Source organism: Nocardioides sp. Root240 (assembly GCF_001428825.1).
Lineage (GTDB): Bacteria > Actinomycetota > Actinomycetes > Propionibacteriales > Nocardioidaceae > Nocardioides.
In genome coordinates this window covers 369772-387769 of sequence record NZ_LMIT01000010.1, presented here as the reverse complement: position 1 = coordinate 387769, position 17998 = coordinate 369772, and the positions used below count along the sequence as shown (strand labels likewise).

Annotated in this window: 16 protein-coding genes; 7 read left to right on the top strand and 9 right to left on the bottom strand. The window is 73.7% G+C overall.

Going from position 1 to position 17998, the window contains the following annotated elements; genetic code table 11:
- The first annotated feature begins 42 nt into the window (after positions 1–42).
- The 3 genes from ASE20_RS25565 (at position 43) to ASE20_RS11960 (ending at position 2823) form a co-directional block, all read left to right on the top strand.
- Positions 43–1767 carry a hypothetical protein gene (locus ASE20_RS25565; protein ID WP_056894762.1) on the top strand — a complete coding sequence of 575 codons (1725 nt, stop codon included), beginning with the start codon at positions 43–45 and terminating at the stop codon, positions 1765–1767.
- 10 nt (positions 1768–1777) lie between these two features.
- Positions 1778–2323 carry an orotate phosphoribosyltransferase gene (gene pyrE, locus ASE20_RS11965; protein WP_056894761.1) on the top strand — a complete coding sequence of 182 codons (546 nt, stop codon included), beginning with the start codon at positions 1778–1780 and terminating at the stop codon, positions 2321–2323.
- 110 nt (positions 2324–2433) lie between these two features.
- On the top strand, positions 2434–2823 hold the full coding sequence (locus tag ASE20_RS11960; protein WP_157538501.1) for a hypothetical protein: 390 nt from the start codon (positions 2434–2436) through the stop codon (positions 2821–2823).
- 1 nt (position 2824) lies between these two features.
- Here ASE20_RS11960 and ASE20_RS11955 read toward each other — a convergent pair whose 3' ends face one another.
- From ASE20_RS11955 to ASE20_RS11925, 7 genes are all read right to left on the bottom strand, one after another.
- Entirely contained in the window at positions 2825–4015 is a 1191-nt protein-coding gene (locus ASE20_RS11955) for a VWA domain-containing protein (protein ID WP_056894759.1), read from the bottom strand.
- Positions 4012–6270 (bottom strand): DUF5682 family protein, encoded by a 2259-nt coding sequence (locus ASE20_RS11950; protein WP_200952784.1) that lies wholly within the window; start codon positions 6268–6270, stop codon positions 4012–4014. The genes ASE20_RS11955 and ASE20_RS11950 overlap by 4 nt, the downstream gene beginning before the upstream one ends.
- Positions 6231–7346 (bottom strand): ATP-binding protein, encoded by a 1116-nt coding sequence (locus ASE20_RS11945; RefSeq protein WP_056894758.1) that lies wholly within the window; start codon positions 7344–7346, stop codon positions 6231–6233. The genes ASE20_RS11950 and ASE20_RS11945 overlap by 40 nt, the downstream gene beginning before the upstream one ends.
- Complete coding sequence (locus ASE20_RS11940; protein WP_056894757.1) at positions 7343–8698, bottom strand: DUF5691 domain-containing protein; 1356 nt, start codon at positions 8696–8698, stop codon at positions 7343–7345. The genes ASE20_RS11945 and ASE20_RS11940 overlap by 4 nt, the downstream gene beginning before the upstream one ends.
- Positions 8698–10020, bottom strand: coding sequence for an SWIM zinc finger family protein (locus ASE20_RS11935; protein WP_056894756.1), 1323 nt, complete (start codon positions 10018–10020; stop codon positions 8698–8700). The genes ASE20_RS11940 and ASE20_RS11935 overlap by 1 nt, the downstream gene beginning before the upstream one ends.
- Before the next feature lie 138 nt (positions 10021–10158).
- Positions 10159–10596: a VOC family protein gene (locus tag ASE20_RS11930; protein WP_164483672.1), complete on the bottom strand. Its 438-nt coding sequence runs from the start codon at positions 10594–10596 to the stop codon at positions 10159–10161.
- A gap of 66 nt (positions 10597–10662) precedes the next feature.
- Entirely contained in the window at positions 10663–11382 is a 720-nt protein-coding gene (locus ASE20_RS11925; protein WP_225869094.1) for a DedA family protein, read from the bottom strand.
- An 85-nt stretch (positions 11383–11467) separates the two neighbouring features.
- Here ASE20_RS11925 and ASE20_RS11920 point away from each other — a divergent pair, with 85 nt between their 5' ends.
- On the top strand, positions 11468–12115 hold the full coding sequence (locus ASE20_RS11920) for a TrmH family RNA methyltransferase (RefSeq protein WP_056895170.1): 648 nt from the start codon (positions 11468–11470) through the stop codon (positions 12113–12115).
- A gap of 10 nt (positions 12116–12125) precedes the next feature.
- Here the strand turns inward: ASE20_RS11920 and ASE20_RS11915 are convergent, their stop codons facing one another.
- A complete protein-coding gene (locus ASE20_RS11915; RefSeq protein ID WP_056894755.1) occupies positions 12126–12620 on the bottom strand; it encodes a SigE family RNA polymerase sigma factor in 495 nt (164 codons plus the stop codon).
- Positions 12617–13453 (bottom strand): hypothetical protein, encoded by an 837-nt coding sequence (locus tag ASE20_RS11910; protein ID WP_056894754.1) that lies wholly within the window; start codon positions 13451–13453, stop codon positions 12617–12619. The genes ASE20_RS11915 and ASE20_RS11910 overlap by 4 nt, the downstream gene beginning before the upstream one ends.
- Positions 13454–13580: 127 nt before the next feature.
- Between ASE20_RS11910 and fbaA the strand changes: the two genes are divergently transcribed.
- Genes fbaA through ASE20_RS11895 form a run of 3 tightly spaced genes read left to right on the top strand, consistent with a single transcriptional unit; the run spans position 13581 to position 17993 of the window.
- Complete coding sequence (gene fbaA / locus ASE20_RS11905; RefSeq protein WP_056894753.1) at positions 13581–14612, top strand: class II fructose-bisphosphate aldolase; 1032 nt, start codon at positions 13581–13583, stop codon at positions 14610–14612.
- Between the two features lies 1 nt (position 14613).
- Positions 14614–15912, top strand: coding sequence for a threonine ammonia-lyase IlvA (ilvA, locus tag ASE20_RS11900; RefSeq protein WP_056894752.1), 1299 nt, complete (start codon positions 14614–14616; stop codon positions 15910–15912).
- A complete protein-coding gene (locus tag ASE20_RS11895; protein WP_082612338.1) occupies positions 15909–17993 on the top strand; it encodes an acyltransferase family protein in 2085 nt (694 codons plus the stop codon). Before ilvA ends, ASE20_RS11895 begins: the two co-directional genes overlap by 4 nt.
- Positions 17994–17998 lie beyond the last annotated feature (5 nt).

The window sequence follows — 17998 nt, the reverse complement described above, 5'->3', positions numbered from 1 at the left end:
AACCCTGACGCACCGGCGCGCGGACCTGTCGAGACTGGCCCGGTGAGCCGGAGACTCCTGACCTTCCTCGCTGCCCTGGCGGCGGTCCTCGCGCCGTCCCTGGTGCTCGTCGCGGGTGCGGCGACGCCGGCCCGCGCGGCCGGGACCGGCTCGATCACCGGCACGGTCACCGTCCCCGCCGGCTACGACGTCCAGGTGGTCCAGGTGGTCGTGGTGTCGGCGAGCGATCCGGCGTACCACCGGGTCGCGACCGACTGGACCGAACCGGACGGCAGCTTCGCCGTCACCGGCCTGCCCACCGGCAGCTACTACGTCGGCTACGGCACGTCGTGGTCGGACATGAACACCTGCGACGGGCGGGACCGCTGGTGGTCCGGGCCGGGCGCGGCGCCGGCCGGCGTGTGTGCGTACGACGGCGGGATCGGCGCCCTGACCATCACCGGGGCGACGGCGCTGTCGGTGACGGACGGGGCCGCCACCGACCTGGAGTCCGTGCCGCTGCTGACGAGCTTCCCGACGTACCCGTACACGGGGAAGGTCGCCGCGCCGGCCGGGCACACCACCGCGGGCGTGGTGGCCGAGTTGTGGCGCGAGGACGGCGGTGCCTGGTATCCGCAGGTCCCCGGCGGCTGGTACCGGGTCGCCGGCGTGCCCGCGCAGACCCTCGACGCGACGGGCACGTTCGAGTTCGACCTGATCTCCCCGCCGTGGGAGCACAGGTACGCCGTGCGCTTCGTCGACGAGACCGGCCACGGCTACGCCTTCTCGTTCGCGACCGGCGGCCTGAGCAGCGCCGTCGGCGGCGCGGGCGGGACCGCCTTCGGTGCCGGGTCCATCGGCCTGCTCGACCTGGGCTACCGGGTCGGGGCGGGCCACGACGCCGGCACGTACTCCTTCGGGTTCGAGGTGGGACACGCGAGCGGCGGGGTGACGTTGACCGGCGCCCCGGAGTGGGGCCGCACGCTGACGGCGCACAGCGACGTGGTCTGGTCGGACCCGACCGTGCGGACGCGCTTCCAGTGGTACCGCAACGGGGTCGCGGTCGACGGTGCCACCGCGCCGACGTACGTGCTGAACGGGATGGACGACGGCTGGGAGGTCGGGATCTCCGTCCGGGCGGTGCCGGCGCCGGGCTGGGCGTACAACGGTGCGCCCATCGACTCGCCGACGGTCGTCGTCGAGAACACCACGCCGCTGGCCGTGGCGCCGCCGACCGTGACCGGCACGGTCGCCGTCGGGCGAAGGCTCACCGCCACCGCCGGTTCCTGGCGGCCGACGGCGCCGACGTACTCCCACACCTGGCGGTGGTTCCGCGGAGCGACGCCGATCCCCGGCGCCACGTCGGCGACCTACGTCGTCACGCCGGCCGACCTCGGCGCCCGGCTCCGGGTCGAGGTCACGGCCGATCACCCGACGTGGTTCACCGGTCCCGGCACCTCGCTGTCCTCGCAGACCCCGGTCGTGGTGCCGGGCACGATCCCGGCCGCCTGGATCACCCGGTGGCCGGTGCGGTCCGGCACGCCCCGCGTGGGGCGGACCGTGGGAGTGACCGCGCCGGCCTACTCCGCCGACGGCAGGGCACACCGGCTCCGCGCCACCTACCGGTGGTACGTCGGCGGTCGGGCCGTCGCGGGCGCGACCACGCGGCAGCTGGTGCTCAGGCGGGCGTGGCGGGGCCGGACAGTGGCGGTGCGGGTGGCCGTGGGCACGCCCGGCTACCGGGCGACGTACCGGACCCTGTCGTTCGGACGGGTGCGGTCGCACTAGCCTGAAACCCGTGACGACCACGGACACCGCCCTCGCCGCCGACATCGACGCCACCTGCCGCCTGACGGGTGAGTTCACCCTCCGGTCCGGCCAGGTGAGCAACGAGTACTTCGACAAGTACCTCTTCGAGGCGGACCCGCAGCTGCTCGCGCGGGTGGCCCGGGAGGTCGCGCAGCTGTTGCCGGGCGACGCCGAGCTGCTCGGCGGCCTGGAGATGGGCGGCATCCCGATCGCCACGGCGGTGAGCCAGCTCGTCGGCATCCCGGTCGTGTTCGTGCGCAAGAAGGCCAAGGAGTACGGCACCGCCAAGCTGGCCGAGGGCCCGTTGTTCGACGGCAGGCGGATCGTGCTGATCGAGGACGTGATCACCACCGGCGGTGCGGTGCGCGACGCGACGAACGCGCTGCGCGCGGGTGGTGCGATCGTCGACACCGTCGTCTGCGCGATCGACCGCAGCCCGGCCGGCGAGAACCCGCTGGCCGACGTGTCGCTCGAGGTGCGCGCGGTGCTGACCAAGGCCGAGCTCGACGCGGCCCGGGCGGCCGCGCAGGCCTGAGCCCTTCCGCGGTGGTTTCTCCACAGGCCGATGCGCTCCGCCTGCGGCCCGCGGGGAACCGACGTACCTTCGCCTCGACCGATCCTTCGGGAAGGGGCACCATGGACACCGTGAACACCTGGACTGCAGCCATCCTCGGCGTCGCCGTCGTGGTGGCGACGGGTGTGGCCACGCTGCGCTGGCTGGTGACAACGCTGACCCGCCAGATGCGCACCATCGCGCAGGAGGTCGTGACGGACGCCGTCGGCGCGAGTGAGCAGCGGCTCTCAGCCCGGCTGGTCGCGATGGACGTTCGTTTCGACGCGATGGACGGCCGTTTCGACGCGATGGACGGCCGTTTCGACGCGATGGACGGCCGTTTCGACGCCCTCGACCGCCGCTTCGACGCCCTCGACGACAAGGTCCACCACGGCACGGAGATGACCGACCTGCGACTGTCCCACCTCGAGGCCGACATGACCCTCGTCAAGCAGCACCTGCTCGGCTCGACGGCTGCCTGAGCTACTCCTCGGCCGGCGGCCCCGCGATCGCGATGTCGTTCGCGGCCGCCCACTGGGCCAGGTCCTGCTTCTCGATCGCGGCGGCCATCAGGTCGGGGAACTGGTCGGGCGTGCACGCGAACGCCGGGACCCCGATGGCCGACAGCGCGGCGGCATGCTCGACGTCGTACGACGGCGCGCCCGAGTCGCTGAGGGCGAGCAGGGCGACCATGACCGCGCCCGACGAGGTGATCGCGTGGGCGCGGCGCAGCATCTCCTCGGCGATCCCGCCCTCGTAGAGGTCGCTGATCAGCACCAGCACGGTCTCCTCCGGCCGCTCGATCAGCGACTGGCAGTAGGCGAGGGCGCGGTTGATGTCGGTGCCGCCGCCGAGCTGGACGCCGAAGAGCACGTCGACGGGGTCCTCGATCTCGTCGGTCAGGTCGACGACCTCGGTGTCGAAGGCGACCAGCCGCGTCGACACCGCGCGCAAGGACGCGAGCACGGCACCGAAGACGCTGGAGTGGACCACCGACTCGGCCATCGAGCCGGACTGGTCGATGCACAAGATGATGTGGCGCTGGGTCTGGCGGCTGCGGCGGGCGTTGCCCAGCAGCCGCTCCGGGACGACGGTCCGGTGGTCGGGGAGGTAGTGCTTGAGGTTCGCGCCGATGGTGCGCCGCCAGTCGATCTCGTGGTGGCGCGGGCGACGGGTGCGGGCCGCGCGGTCGACGGCGCCGGTGATCGCCTGGACCGTCCTGCTCCGCAGCCGCTGCTCGAGCTGGTCGGTGACGGCGCGGACCACGGCGCGCGCGGTGGCCCGGCTGTGCTCGGGGATCACCCGGTTGAGGCCGACCAGCGTCGTCACCAGGTTGAGGTCGGGCTGGACCGCCGCCATCGTCTCGGGCTCGAGGAGCAGCTGGTGGAGGCCGAGCCGGTCCATCGCGTCGGCCTGCATCACCTGCACGACCGAGGACGGGAAGTAGGTCCGGATGTCGCCGAGCCAGCGGTTCACGCTCGGCGCGGACGTGCCGAGGCCGGCGGTCCGCGGGCCGGAGCCCTTGCCGCGGTTGCCCCTGCCCTGGCCGTCGTACAGCTGGGCGAGGGCGCGGTCGCGGACCAGGTCCTCGGCCGAGAGCGGTACGTCGGCCGGGTCGGCCTCGTCGCCGCCGAGCACCAGTCGCCAACGGGTCGGGAGGTCGCGGTCGGTCATCGGGTCACCTCCAGGCCGAGCAGGCCCGCCACGCGCAGCGCGGCGGCACGGCCCGCGGCCAGGTCGAGGTCGCGCGCCGCGTCGACGTGCTCGCTGCCGAGGTGCCGGACGCGGGTCGCGACCTGGCGGCGCTCGGCGGGCGCGAACCGGGAGAAGGTACGACGCAGCAACGGCAGCAGGTCCTCGAACACCGACTCGTCCACCTCGCCCAGCCAGGTGTCGACCAGGGCGAGGAGTGTCGGGTCGTGGAGGAGCAGCACGGCCTCGCCGTCGAGGAAACCGTCGAGCCAGGCGGCGGCGTGGGTGGGGGAGGAGCCGCGGGAGAGCTGGCGGCTGAGTCGCTCGGCCGCGCGCCCGGAGGTCAGGTGGCCGCCGTCGAGCAGGATCCGGTTGACCCGGCCCGCGACCGCGCCGTGGATCCGGTCGTCGGCGGCGACCCCGGCGAGGGCCTCGCGCCAGCGGTCCCGGCCGACGCCGACGAGCGCGATGCCGCGCTGGGCCGCGTCGATCGAGGCTCGCAGCGCGGCCGCGGCGTCGTCGTCGAGGGCGGCACAGGCCGAGCGGAGCTCGACGCACGCGCGGACCACGACGGTCTGCAGCACCTCCCGGACCCGGCCGACGTCGGCCCTGCGGACGTCGCCGTAGCGCTGGGTGCGGGCCAGGGGCTCGACCGCGTCGAGCAGCGAGCGGGTGTCGTGCTGGTGGGCGGTCGCCGCGGCGAGGCTGTCGACGACGGTCGCGAGCGCGCCCGGCAGGTCGGCGACGAGCGCCTGCTCGACCAGCCTGCCGAGGGTCGCCAGGTCCTTCGCCTCGGCCGCCGCCTCGCGGACCCGCGCCTCGGCCGCCCCCACGACGGTCGTGCCGAGCAGCCCGGCCTCGATCAGCGCGACGGCGAACTCCGGCTGCCACTCGAGGTCCCAGGCCTCCTTGAACGTGCCGGTCGTGCGGCCGGCATCGCCCGGGACCCCCCACGGGATGCCGAGCAGGGTCAGGCGGTGGAGCAGCAGGGAGCGCCCGAGCTGAGCCTCCTTGCGCAGGTCGAGCGTGACGGAGGTCGGGGTCGGCGACGGCTTCATCCGGAGCGAGCGCTGGGTGCGCGCGAGGTCCTCGGCGAGCGGCACCAGCGGCACCCCGTCGGGCACCTGGCCGAGCTCCTCGCCGATCACCAGCCGCCGCTGCACCAGCACCAGCGGTACGGCGGAGCCGCCGCACAGCACCGTCTGGCTGGCGTCCATCAGCTCGTCGAGGCCCGCGCTGGGCCGCCCGCGGACCGCGGCGAGGGCCTCGGCCAGCAGCACCGCCTCGACGACGGTCGCCGGCGCCGCGTCGAGCCCGTCGTCGCGCAGTGCCCGGGCGACCCGGGTCAACCAGCCGGGCACCACGTCGTCGGGCCGGCCCTCGGCCCAGCAGGCGAAGAGGTGCTGGTACCAGCCCGGTGAGGTGACGCCGGCGCCGTACCCGCTCGCGTAGGCCAGCCGGCCCGCGGTCCACGGCGCCCAGGTCGCGGTGACCTTCACCTTCGGCAGCCCGGCGAGCAGCTTGTTGTCGGCGGACTGCGAAGGGAAGGTCGCTGGGTCGAGGACGGGCGCGTGGTAGGCGCCGCACACGACCGCGACCCGCTCGTGGCCGTCCTTGACCACCGCGCGGATCACCTTGCGCATCGCCGCTTCGCGGCGCAGGTTGTCGGCGCTGACCGGAGCCGCGGCACGGGCCTGCGTCATCGCCTCGCGGAGCAGGGCGAACCTCGCCAGGGACGACGGGGCGCGATGCTCGACCGCGTCCTCCCACCAGCGCTCCGGGTCGTCGTACCCGGCGGTGGTGGCGAGGAGCGTGATCGGGTCGGTGCGCTCCGGCTCCGCCTCCGCGTCGTCGCCCTCCGCCGGAGCCAGCGCGTTGGCGGCCGGCAGGTCGGCGAAGCGCACGGGTACGTCGTGCTCGACCGCCCAGCGCAGGGCCACCCACTCCGGGGAGAAGGCTGCCATCGGGTAGAACGCGGCGCGCCACGGCTCGGCGGTGACATAGGCCAGGCCGGCCACCGGCGGCACGAGGCCCTCGTCGACGTACGCCGTCAACGCGTCGAGCTCGGGTGGCCCCTCGATCACCACGGCCGTCGGCGCGAGCTCGTCGAGCGCGCCGGCGACCGAACGCGCCGAGCCCGGGCCGTGGTGACGGATGCCGAGGACCTCAACGCGCGGCGTCGGTGCCGGCGAGGCGCTCAGGTCAGCTCCCGGCAGGCGCGGTAGAGGTCGGCCCACTCGGGGCGGTCCTTCACGACGGTCTCGAGGTACTCCTGCCACACGATGACGTCCTGCACCGGGTCCTTCACGACCGCGCCGGTGAGGCTGGCCGCGAGGTCCTCGGCGCGGACCGTGCCGTCGCCGAAGTGGGCGGCCAGCGCGACGCCGTTGGTCATCACCGAGATCGCCTCGGCGGTCGAGAGCGTGCTCGTCGGCGACTTCACGGTCGTGCGCTGGTTGAGGGTCATCCCGCCGCGCAGCTCGCGGAAGATCGTCACCACCCGCTCGATCTCCGGTGTGGCGGCGAGCTCCTCGGGCAGCTCGAGGCCGCGGCCGATCGAGGACACCCGGGTGCGGACGATCTCGACCTCCTCCTCGAGGGTGTCGGGCAGCGGCAGCACCAGGGTGTTGAACCGTCGCTTGAGCGCCGACGACAGCTCGTTGACGCCCTTGTCGCGGTTGTTGGCGGTGGCGATGACGTTGAAGCCGCGACGGGCCTGGACCTCGTCGTCGAGCTCGGGCAGCGGCAGCGTCTTCTCGGACAGGATCGAGATCAGCGCGTCCTGGACGTCGGCCGGGATGCGCGTCAGCTCCTCGACCCGCACCAGCGCGCCGGTCTCCATCGCGCGCATCACCGGGCTCGGCACCAGGGCGGCGCGCGAGGGTCCCTCGGCGAGCAGTCGGGCGTAGTTCCAGGCGAAGCGCAGCGACTCCTCGGGCGTCCCGGCGGTGCCCTGCACGACGAGCGTCGAGCTCCCGCTGATCGCCGCCGCGAGGTGCTCGCTCACCCAGGACTTCGCGGTGCCGGGGACGCCGAGCAGCAGCAGTGCCCGGTCGGTCGCCAGCGACGCGACCGCGATCTCCATCAGGCGCCGCGCGCCGACGTACTTGGGGGTGATGACGGTGCCGTCGTCGAGCGTCCCGCCGAGGAGGTAGGTCGTGACGGCCCACGGCGAGAGCCGCCACTGCGGCGGGCGCGGTCGGTCGTCGGCGACCGCCAGGGCGGCGAGCTCGTGGGCGTACTCGTCCTCCGCGTGCAGCCGCAGCACCCCGTCGGGGCTGGGCGCGGTGCCGGTGGGTTCGGTCAGGGTCATCGGAAGGCCTCCGTGATCGCGGGCAGGAAGGAGAGGTACTGGTCGAGGTCGGCGGGCAGCGAGCCCCACCGGTGGTCGGCGCGGGCCCAGGCGGACACCGCCGGCCGGACGGACGGGTCGAGGGCCTCGGCCAGCGGCGCCAGCCATGCCGACCCGGCGACGCCGGCCGGCGGCGTGTGCCGCAGGACGTCGACGACGCCGGCGCTCAGTGCGGGGCTCCAGCGGGTCCGGACGTGCTGGAGGACCGCGCCGACGCCGGCCGGGGTGCGGTGGCCGCGGAGCAGGCGCAGCGCGGCGTCGTCCTGCTCGGCAGGAGGAAGTACGCCGAGCAGGTCGGGCGCATCCGCCACCGCGGCCTGTGCCCACGCGGTGTCATGGCGTGCCCGGACGGCCCGCAGCACACCCGCCCGTGCCGCCGGCTGGGTGATGAGCGGCCAGGTGTGGGCGGGGTCCTTGCCGGTCACGTCGGTCCAGATCGCCAGCGGGGCGCCGGCGCAGATCAGCTCGAGCCAGCGCTCGCGCTGCGAACCGGCGCGGGTGGTGCTCAGCCCGTCGCGCACGCCGGCGGCGTCCGGCTGCGTCGGCAGCTCGACCTCGAGGCTCCTCCGCAGGCGGCCCGCCGACGAGACCAGCGGGCGCAGCCGCTCGGCCATCCGCTGCGCCCGGGCGGACCCGGGGCGGGCGTCGAGCAGCAGGCAGGCCTGGCGTCGTACCTTGTCGGAGCGCTCGTCGAGGGCTGCCTCCAGCACCTCGGCCGGGGCGCCGTCGAGGCGGTCGAGGCGCTCGGCAGCGGGGAGGGCCTGCCACGCCTCGAGCGTCAGCACGTCGGCGGCCACCGGCGCGAGCGCGGTCCCCGTCTCCACGCCCCACGCCCAGTCGGCGCGCAGTCCGGCTAGCCAGCGGCCGCGCTCGCCGAGGACCGGCCGGATCGCGTGCTGGAGCTCGGTCTGCTGGCCGGCGAGGGCGAGCAGGCGGGGGAGGGCGACGTGCGGGACCCGGAGGCCGCGCGCGGTCGCCGCGTCGAGCCAGTGCCGGAGTGCGAGCGGTCGCAGCCGCGCCGCCACCGGGGGCTGGTCGAGCAGCAGCGCGAGCAGCTGGACCGACCGCACCGGCGCCTCCGGCTGGGTCTCGGGCGGCGCCACCGGCGTCGTCGCGACGACGGTCGGCGGCGGGCGGCCACCGGCCCGGAGCAGGGCTCCGCCGACGGCCGCAGCGTCGAGCAGCGCGGTCTCGGGCGACCCGTCACCGCGGGCCTCGACGCCGAGGTCGGCCGGGAGCGGGGGTGGCTCGCGGCGGGCCGTGCCGAGCAGCGCGGCAGCGGTCGCCTGCTGCCACCACGTCGAGGTCGTCATCAGGCCACCACCGTCACCGAGAGCAGCCGGAACCCGCGCTCCTCGAGCTCGCCGAAGACGTCGGTCACGGCGCCGCCCGTGCGGGCGAGGGCGTCCCACGGGTCGGCGCCGAGCAGCGCGACCGTCGTACCGTCCTCGTCGACCAGGGCTGCGGTGGCTCCTTCGGCCGGGGGAACGATGCGCCCACGGACCACCGCCGGCGTGCGCACCGCCCACGGGTTGCGCAACCACAGCTGCGCCAAGGTGGCCCGGGCGTCGGCGAGCGACCCGCCCTCCGGCAGCGCGGCGTCGACCGAGACCCGGGCGGGCGCGGCGTCGAAGCGTGCACGCGGCGGCGCCGAGCCGGGGTACCGCGTCACGGGCACGTCGAGGACGCTGCCGTCGAGCTGGGCCACCGGCAGCGGGTTCGGTCCGCCCGCGAAGTCGAGCACCAGCAACGTCTCGCCGGTGCCCGGTGAGCGCAGCCACGTGCGCTGCTCCTTGAGCCGGCCGGTCTCCTCGCGGTGCGCGCCGAGCACCTGCCAGGTCCCTGCCGCGGCCGGCGTCGACGCGTCCGGGACAGCGGCGGCAGCGGCCGCCAGGTCGTCGGCCGTCCAGGACCAGCCGAGGTAGGTCCGCAGGTCACCTCGGGTCGCGGGCTCGAGGTCGTCCCACCGCCGCCACGCCTGCACCGCCAGCCACCAGCGTCCCATCTCGGACAGCAGGTGGTCGGACCAGTCGTCGCGGCTGCTCACCGCCGACGACATGTCGCGCAGCCGCTCGGCCAGGCCCGGCACCTGCCCGTCGACCAGCCGGGCGGCCGCGGCGTCCCACCAGGCCCACGGCTGGCGGCGTGCGGCCGCCGTACCGGTGGCGGCGAGGTCGGCCAGCCACTGCGCGAAGTCGTCGAGCGCGGCGCTCATCGTCGCCCGGCGCTCCGCGATCCGGCGGGCCCGGGCCTCGGGATCCACCGGCGCCCGCGCGGCCTCGACCGCGGCCCCCGCCGCCCGCTCCGCCCGGGTCGCCGCCCAGTCGCCCGCGAAGTCGGCCGGCTCGGCGACGTCGGCCACCGCGCCGTCGGAGCGCACCCAGAGCAGGAGCAGCGCCAGCGCGTGCTTGCAGGGGAACTTCCGGCTCGGGCAGCTGCACCGGTAGGCAGGCCCGGCGAGGTCGATCGACACCTGGTAGGGCGTCCGGCCGCTGCCCTGGCAACGGCCCCACACCAGCGTCTCGCTGCTGCCGGTCTCGGACCACGGACCCGGCACCGCGAGCTTGCGCGCGGCCGTCAGGGACGACGCGTCCGGCGCGGCCTTCTCGACGGCGGCCAGGGTCCAGCGGGGCATGGTGCGCCCATCATGCTCGATGGGTCCGAGCCAAGGACCCGGGGTTGCTGACGTCCTCCTGCGGTTGCTGATGGTTGCAACCGTCAGCAAGCGCAGGAATCCCCGCCGGAGCGGGGATTCCTGCAGCCGCCGAAGAGGTCACTCCGCGGGCGCACCCGCGATGTTGACGAGCCAGTCGACGCCGTACTTGTCGCGCAGCATGCCGAAGCTGTCGCCCCACGGGGCCTGCTCGAGCGGCTGCATCACCGTGGCGCCCTCGGACAGGCCTGCCCACCAGGCGCGGAGCGTGTCGCCGTCCTCGTTCGGGCCGCTGATGCTGACCTGCTGGGTCTGCGGCTCGCCGGGCACGTGCTTGGGGTGGTCGGCGCCCATGAGGAGCACGGAGTCGGACACCGACAGGGCCGCGTGCATGACCCAGTCGGCCTCTCCGTCGGCCTCGGCGGCGGCCGCCGCGGTGCCGCCCATGTCGGCGAAGGTCATCACGTTGAGCTCGCCGCCCAGGACGGACTGGTAGAACTCCATGGCCTCGCGGGCCTGGCCGCGCCAGTTGATGTAGGGGTTCAGGTTGATGCTCACGACGGTCTCCTCGGTCGGGGTGGCAGGACGTCTGACGAACCTAGTGACCACCGCCGACAGCGGGACTCATCGCTCCTCGACGAGCGCCTTCTTGCCCTTCGCGCCGGGACGCTTGTGCCGCCACCACTCCCACGCCAGCGGGATCGCGGAGAACGCGAGGATGGCGAGGGTGACGTAGTCGATGTTCTCGCCGAGCGCCGGGATCGCCGCGCCCAGGAAGTAGCCGAGCAACGTGATCGAGACGACCCACAGCACGGCACCGACGGCGCTCCACGTGAAGAAGCGGCGGCGCTCCATCATCGTCACCCCGGCGACCACGGTGATGTAGGTGCGCACGAACGGAACGAACCGGCCGATCACGAGCGCCTTGTTGCCGTGCTTGTCGAAGAAGGCGCTGGTGTTGTCGAAGTACTTCTTCTTGAGGATCCGTCCCTCGCGCTCGTAGAGCGCGGGACCGACCTTGCGCCCGATCTCGTAGCCGGCGACGTTGCCCGCGAAGGCCGCGACGATCAGCAGCACGATCGCGATCAGCAGCTCGACCGGCTCGTTGGAGATGCCGACGACGGAGTAGCCGGTGGTGTTGCTCCCCGCGATGAACAGCCCGAGCGCGAACAGCAGGGTGTCACCGGGCAGGAACGGGAAGAAGAGGCCGCACTCCACGAACACCATGGCCAGTGCCAGCCAGATGAAGGTGGTGCCGTATTCGTGCTGCAGCCACTCGGGGTCGAGCCACTTGATGCCCAGCAGCATCGGCACCACGAACGGGGTCGCCACCAGCGAGTTCACGCGGTCACGCTACCTGTCGGTGCCTACCCGCGTGACGGTTAGGGTGCGATCCGTGGACGAGGAGTCGCGGGCGCCGTACGACCCGATGCCGCACGGTCCGCCCGAGGTGGGCGTCGGGCCGTGGCCGGGAGCGTGGCCCGAGGGACCCGGCAGCGAGGTGTACGACGCCGCGCTGCTGCGCGAGGGCGATCGCCGCAACGTGGTCGACCGGTACCGCTACTGGTCGATGGAGGCGATCGTCGCCGACCTCGACCAGCGCCGCCACGGCTTCCACGTCGCCATCGAGAACTGGCAGCACGACTTCAACATCGGCACCATCGTGCGCTCCGCGAACGCCTTCCTCGCCGCCGAGGTGCACATCGTCGGCAACCGCCGCTGGAACCGCCGCGGCGCGATGGTCACCGACCGCTACCAGCACGTCCGGCACCACCCGACGGTCGCGGAGCTGCACTCCTACCTCGCCGAGCGGGCGGTCCCGCTGCTCGGCATCGACAACCTGCCCGGCTCCGCCCACCTGGAGACCATGCAGATCCCGCGCGAGGTCTGCTTCCTGTTCGGCCAGGAGGGGCCCGGGCTGTCCGAGGCCGCGCGCGAGGCCTGCGACGGCACCTTCTCGATCGCGCAGTTCGGCTCGACGCGCTCCATCAACGCATCGGCCGCGGCCGCCATCGCGATGCACTCCTGGGTGCGTCAGCACGCCGACCTGGGCAGCGACGAGGCCTGGCGGGGCTGAACGGTCGGGCTCAGGCGTCGGCGGCGGCCAGCCGCTCCCGCAGCGCGCTGAGCGCTCGCGACGTGTGGCTCTTGACCGTGCCCTCGGAGATCCCGAGCTCGGCCGCGGTCTCGGCGACCGAGAGGTCCAGCCAGTGCCGCAGCAGCACCGTCGCCCGCTGCTGGGCGGGCAGGGTCTGCAGGGCGGCGACGAGCGAGGTGCGGTCCTCGACACTCAGCCGGGCCGGTGCTGCCGCCTCCGGCAGCACGTCGGTCGGGCGCTCGCGGCTCGCCGGACGCCGGGACGCGTCGATGGCCGCGTTCAGCAGGATCTTGCGGGCGTAGGCGTCCTCGCTGCCCGAGCGCGCGACGCGCGGCCAGGCGACGTACAGCTTCACCAGCGTGGTCTGCACCAGGTCGTCCGCGCGGTGCCAGTCGCCGCACATGCCGTAGGCGATGCGCCGGAGCTGGTCGCGGCGGGAGGTCGCGAACTCGACGTACGCCGCCTCGCGGCTCGGGCGCCTCACCGCAGGCCCTCGCTGCCGCCCTGGTCGTTGGTGGCGTACTGGTCGCGGGCGTAGGAGATGAACGCGTCGAGCGTGGTGATCCGGTCGTCCTTGCGGTACGGGATCGCCTCGGTGGCACCGTCGGGGGTCTGCCGCACGGCGAGGAACCAGGTGGCGTCGCTGCGCCTCACCTCGGCTGCCGCCGTGAACTCGCCGGGTGCCGCGAAGCGCTCCCCGAACCCCGGGTCCGCCCGCTGCTCACCGATCTCCACGCCGGCCTTCGGGTGCAACCGGGAGCGGTCGTCGAAGCTGACCCACGACCTGTCGCCGGTGGCGCCCCCGTCGCCGCGGGTCAGCTGCTGCTCGGCCCACTCGTCGAGGCTGAGGCCGTCGACGGGCAGGGGCGTCCAACCGACCTTGCTGTCGGCCGTCTCGCCGTAGGCGTAGTACTCGCGACCGTCGAGGCGGAGGTGGAAGACCTCAGCGACCTGGCCGCCGCTCGCGGTGAACTGCGCTCGCTCGATGACCTGGGCGCCGGTGGCGGGCTCGACGGACCCGTCGAGATGGATGTCGACCGGCACGACGCCGTCGGCGGGGTCGGTCGTGGTCGCCGTCGCCGTGGGGGAGGTGGGGGGCTGCTGGGTCACGTCCTGCCCGGTGCGGGGGTCGTCGCCGCCGACGACGAGCGCTGCGGCGCCGCCGATCACCACGACGGTGGCCAGGACCCCGGCTGCGGTCGCGAGCCGGCGCCGTCGCAGCGCCCTCCGGCCGGCGGCCACGCTCCGCCCGATGTCGACCCCGGTCCCCGGTGCCGCGGACAGCTCGCGGTCGAGTCGTTCGATGATGTCCTGCACGTCGCACCTTCCGAGGGTCTGGGTCGATCGTCACTCATGAGGGGATACGCAGGTCACCGCCGCGGCGTTGTCACGGTAGGTTGAGAAAAGTCGACCCGCACCCGCACCGCCGCAGGAGCTCACCAGCATGCCCATCGCCACTCCCGAGAAGTACGCCGAGATGCTCGACGCCGCCAAGGCCGGCGCCTTCGCGTTCCCCGCGATCAACGTCTCCTCGTCCCAGACGCTCAACGCCGCCCTCAAGGGCTTCGCGGACGCCGGGTCGGACGGCATCATCCAGATCTCGACGGGCGGTGCGGAGTACCTCTCCGGGCCGACCGTGAAGGACATGGTCACCGGCTCGGTCGCCTTCGCGGCGTACGCCGCCGAGGTCGCGAAGAGCTACCCGGTCAACATCGCGCTGCACACCGACCACTGCCCCAAGGACAAGCTCGACGGCTTCGTCCGCCCGCTGCTCGACATCTCCGCCGAGCGCGTGGCGCGAGGCGAGCTGCCGCTGTTCCAGTCGCACATGTGGGACGGCTCCGCCGTACCGCTCGACGAGAACCTGCAGATCGCCGAGGAGCTGCTCGCGAAGGCGAAGGCCGCGCGGATCATCCTCGAGATCGAGGTCGGCGTCGTCGGCGGCGAGGAGGACGGCGTCGACGGTGGCATGGGCGAGCACCTGTACACCACGCCCGAGGACGCGCTGGCGACCGTGCGCGCGCTCGGCGTCGGCGAGAACGGCCGCTACCTGACCGCCCTCACCTTCGGCAACGTCCACGGCGTCTACAAGCCGGGCAACGTCAAGCTCCGTCCCGAGATCCTGCGCGACGCGCAGGCCGCGGTCGTCGCCGAGCTCGGCCTGCCCGAGGGCTCCAAGCCGTTCGACCTGGTCTTCCACGGCGGCTCCGGCTCGACGGCCGAGGAGATCGGCGCGGCCGTCGACTTCGGTGTCGTGAAGATGAACGTCGACACCGACACCCAGTACGCCTTCACCCGTCCGGTGGCAGCGCACATGTTCTCCAACTACGACGGCGTCCTGAAGGTCGACGGCGAGGTCGGCAACAAGAAGGCCTACGACCCGCGTGCCTGGGGCAAGGCCGCCGAGGCGGGCATGGCCGCGCGCGTCGTCGAGGCCTGCCAGAACCTCCGGTCGGCCGGCACCACCGTCGGCTGACATGCCGGACGTCGAGGGAACCCGGCTGCCGACTGCGGCGGACGTCGACCGGGCGGCCGGACTGCTCGGGTCCGTCATCCCGCCGACCCCGCTGCAGCGTGCCGACCGGCTCTCCGCCCTCACCGGGCTCGACGTCTGGCTGAAGCGGGAGGACCTCACGCCGGTCCGCTCGTACAAGGCCCGGGGGGCCTACACCGTGCTCGCCGGCCTCACCGACGAGGAGCGCTCCCGCGGGGTGACCTGCGCGAGCGCCGGCAACCACGCGCAGGGCGTCGCCTTCGCGTGCGCCCGCGCCGGCGTGCGCGCGACGATCTTCCTGCCGCGGGTCACGCCGCGCCAGAAGCGCGACCGCGTGGCTGCCCTCGGCGGCGACATGGTCGAGGTGGTCATCGCCGGGGAGGCCTACGACGACGCCGCGGTCGCCGCGGCAGACTTCGCCGCGGCCTCCGGAGCGACCTCCATCCCCGCCTTCGACCACCCGGGGATCATCGCCGGCCAGGGCACCGTGGCCGCCGAGATCCTCGACCAGTCGGCCGCGCTCGGCTGGCAGCCCGACGCCCTGGTGCTGCCCGTCGGCGGCGCCGGGCTGATCGCCGGCTGCCTCACCGTGCTCGCCGAGCGACTGCCGGGTGTCTGCGTGGTCGCGGCCGAGCCGTCCGGCGCCGCGTCGCTCGCCGCGGCGCTCCAGTCCGGGGGGCCGGTCGAGCTGGCCTCGGTCGACCCGTTCGTCGACGGGGCGTCCGTACGACGGGTCGGCGACCTCACCTACGCCGCCGTCGCCGGTGCACGGTCCTCGGTGTCCCTCTCGCTCGCGTCGGTGCCCGAGGGCCTGATCTGCGTGGAGATGCTCGACCTCTACCAGGCGGACGGCATCATCGCCGAGCCCGCCGGCGCGCTCGCCGCCTCGGCGCTGCGCCTCGACGAGGTCCGGGCCCACCTCGCCCCCGGGAGCCGGGTCGTGGTCGTGGTCTCCGGCGGCAACAACGACGTGTCCCGGTACGCCGACATCGTCGAGCGGGCGCTGGTCTTCGAGGGCCTCAAGCACTACTTCCTCATCGAGTTCCCGCAGGAGCCCGGCGCGCTGCGCCGCTTCCTCGACGACGTGCTGGGCCCCGACGACGACATCACCCTGTTCGAGTACACCAAGCGCAACAACCGCGAGACCGGGCCGGCCCTGGTCGGTGTGGAGATGCGGCACCGCGACGACCTCGCCGGCCTGCTGGCCCGGATGGAGGCCTCGCGCCTGACCGTCGAGAAGGTGCCTCCCAACAGCCCGCTGTTCGGGCTGCTCCTTTCGTGACCGACGACCCTGGACGACGAAACTCACGCCTGGACGACGAAGCTTCGTCGTCCAGGCATGAGTTTCACCGGCCGGCCGGTGAAACTCCCGTCGCCGCGGTCCCCGACAGCCCGCTGCCGTCGTACCTCGGCGGCGTGCAGGGGCTGCGCACCGTCGCGGCGCTGCTGGTCGCGATCTACCACATCTGGTTCCACCGGGTGTCCGGCGGCGTGGACGTCTTCTTCGTGGTGGCGGGGTACTTCGCCGCCAAGTCGCTGCTGCGGATGCGGACCGCCGCGTCGACGCGCGAGCGGGTGGCGCTGGTGGTGGCCTACTGGATGCGCACCCTGCGGCGGATCACGCCGTCGGCCGTCGTCGTCATCACCGGCACCGTCGTGGCGGGGATGCTCTTCCTCCCGGAGAGCACCTGGGAGTACACGCTCCCGCACGGCTTCGCGGCGCTCCTCCACCACGAGAACCAGCAGCTCATCGCCTCCGGCGCCGACTACCTGCAGCAGGACATCGCGCCCTCGCCGTTCCAGCAGTTCTGGGCGCTCTCGCTGCAGGTGCAGATCTACCTGACCCTTCCCGTCGTGCTCCTGCTCGCGACGTCGCTCGCGGCATGGTTGGGCCGGCGCGGCACGCACGCGACGACCGTGGCCCTCCTCGTCGTGCTGCTCGCCTCCTTCGCCTTCTCGGTCTGGTACACCGCGGTGGACCAGCCGGCGGCGTACTTCAGCACCTTCACGCGGTACTGGGAGCTCGTCGCGGGTGCGGTGCTCTTCCTCGTGATGAGGCGCGGCCTGGCCGACAAGGTGGTCGCCAACGCGCTCGGATGGGTCGGTCTCGGCGTGCTCGTCGTCCTCGGCGCGACACTCGACGTCTCGACGCTGTTCCCCGGCTGGGTGGCGCTGGTGCCCGTGACGGCCGCGGTGCTGATCATGGTGAGCAGCGCGAGCGGTGCCGCACCCGTGGTGCTGAGCAGGGGACCGCTGGCCTGGTTCGGCCACGCCTCCTTCGCGTTCTACCTGTGGCACTGGCCGATCCTGGTGACCTATCGGGGCTGGTCCGGGCACGACCCGGGCGTCCGGGGCGGCCTCGCGATCCTCGTCCTGTCGGCGGTCCTCGCCCACGTGACGACCCGGTTCGTCGAGACGCCCGTGCGTGAGTGGAAGCGGCTCCAGGGCTCCGCCGTCGCCACCCTCGTCGTGGTGGCCCTGCTGGTCGCCCCGGCGTACGCCGCCCTGTCGTACTGGCAGCACGTGCTCGACGAGCGGCAGGACGCCGCCCGGGCGCGCGCCGAGCGGGCGGCGGCCGGCGGCGACCTCAGCGACCTCGGCGCCGACGAGCTGGTGCCGGCACCCTCCGCCGCCCGCCTCGACCTCGTCGACGTCTACGACAACGGGTGCCACCAGGTCGCGGACCGGGCCGAGGTCATCGTCTGCGAGTCGGGCGTGCCCGACGGCAGCCGCACCATCGTGGTCGTCGGCGGCTCGCACTCGGCACAGTGGATCGACGTGGTCCGTCGGGCGGCCGTGGGGCTCGACGCCCGGGTCCTGACGATGACGAAGAGCGGCTGCCTGTTCGCCGACATCGACGCCCTCGGCTTCGAGCTGCTGCCGTCCTGCTCGGAGTGGGCGGCGCGTGCGCTCGACAAGGTGCTCGCCCTCGAGCCGGACCTGGTGGTGACGACGGCGAGCCGCCAGATCGGCGACCACGACGAGGTGCTCCCGGCGTACCGCACCTACTTCGAGGCCCTCGACGCCGCCGGCATCCCGGTCCTCGGCATCCGCGACAACCCGCGCTTCCCCTTCGACCCGCCCGTGTGCGTCGAGACGAAGGGGATCGACGCGTGCGCCCGGCCGCGGAGCAGGTTCTACGCCGACGACGAGCCGCGCGGCCTCGCCGGCCTCGAGCAGCTCGAGCACTTCGCGTACGTCGACGTCGCCGACCTGCTGTGCCCGGACGACGTCTGCCCGGTGGTGCAGGGGCACGTGCTGGTCTACCGCGACCCGCACCACATGACCCGCACCTGGACGCTCCGCAAGGGCGGCCCGGTCGAGCAGGCGGTCATCGACCAGCTCGACCGGACCGATCGGTGAACGCC

Excerpts from the sequence above, each read along its gene's own strand:
- ASE20_RS11955 (WP_056894759.1), bottom strand. The coding sequence starts at position 4,015 with ATGACCGACCGCGACCTCCCGACCCGTTGGCGACTGGTGCTCGGCGGC.
- ASE20_RS11945 (WP_056894758.1), bottom strand. The coding sequence starts at position 7,346 with ATGACCCTGACCGAACCCACCGGCACCGCGCCCAGCCCCGACGGGGTG.
- ASE20_RS11940 (WP_056894757.1), bottom strand. The coding sequence starts at position 8,698 with ATGACGACCTCGACGTGGTGGCAGCAGGCGACCGCTGCCGCGCTGCTC.
- ASE20_RS11935 (WP_056894756.1), bottom strand. The coding sequence starts at position 10,020 with ATGCCCCGCTGGACCCTGGCCGCCGTCGAGAAGGCCGCGCCGGACGCG.
- ASE20_RS11920 (WP_056895170.1), top strand. The coding sequence starts at position 11,468 with ATGCCGCACGGTCCGCCCGAGGTGGGCGTCGGGCCGTGGCCGGGAGCG.
- fbaA (WP_056894753.1), top strand. The coding sequence starts at position 13,581 with ATGCCCATCGCCACTCCCGAGAAGTACGCCGAGATGCTCGACGCCGCC.
- ilvA (WP_056894752.1), top strand. The coding sequence starts at position 14,614 with ATGCCGGACGTCGAGGGAACCCGGCTGCCGACTGCGGCGGACGTCGAC.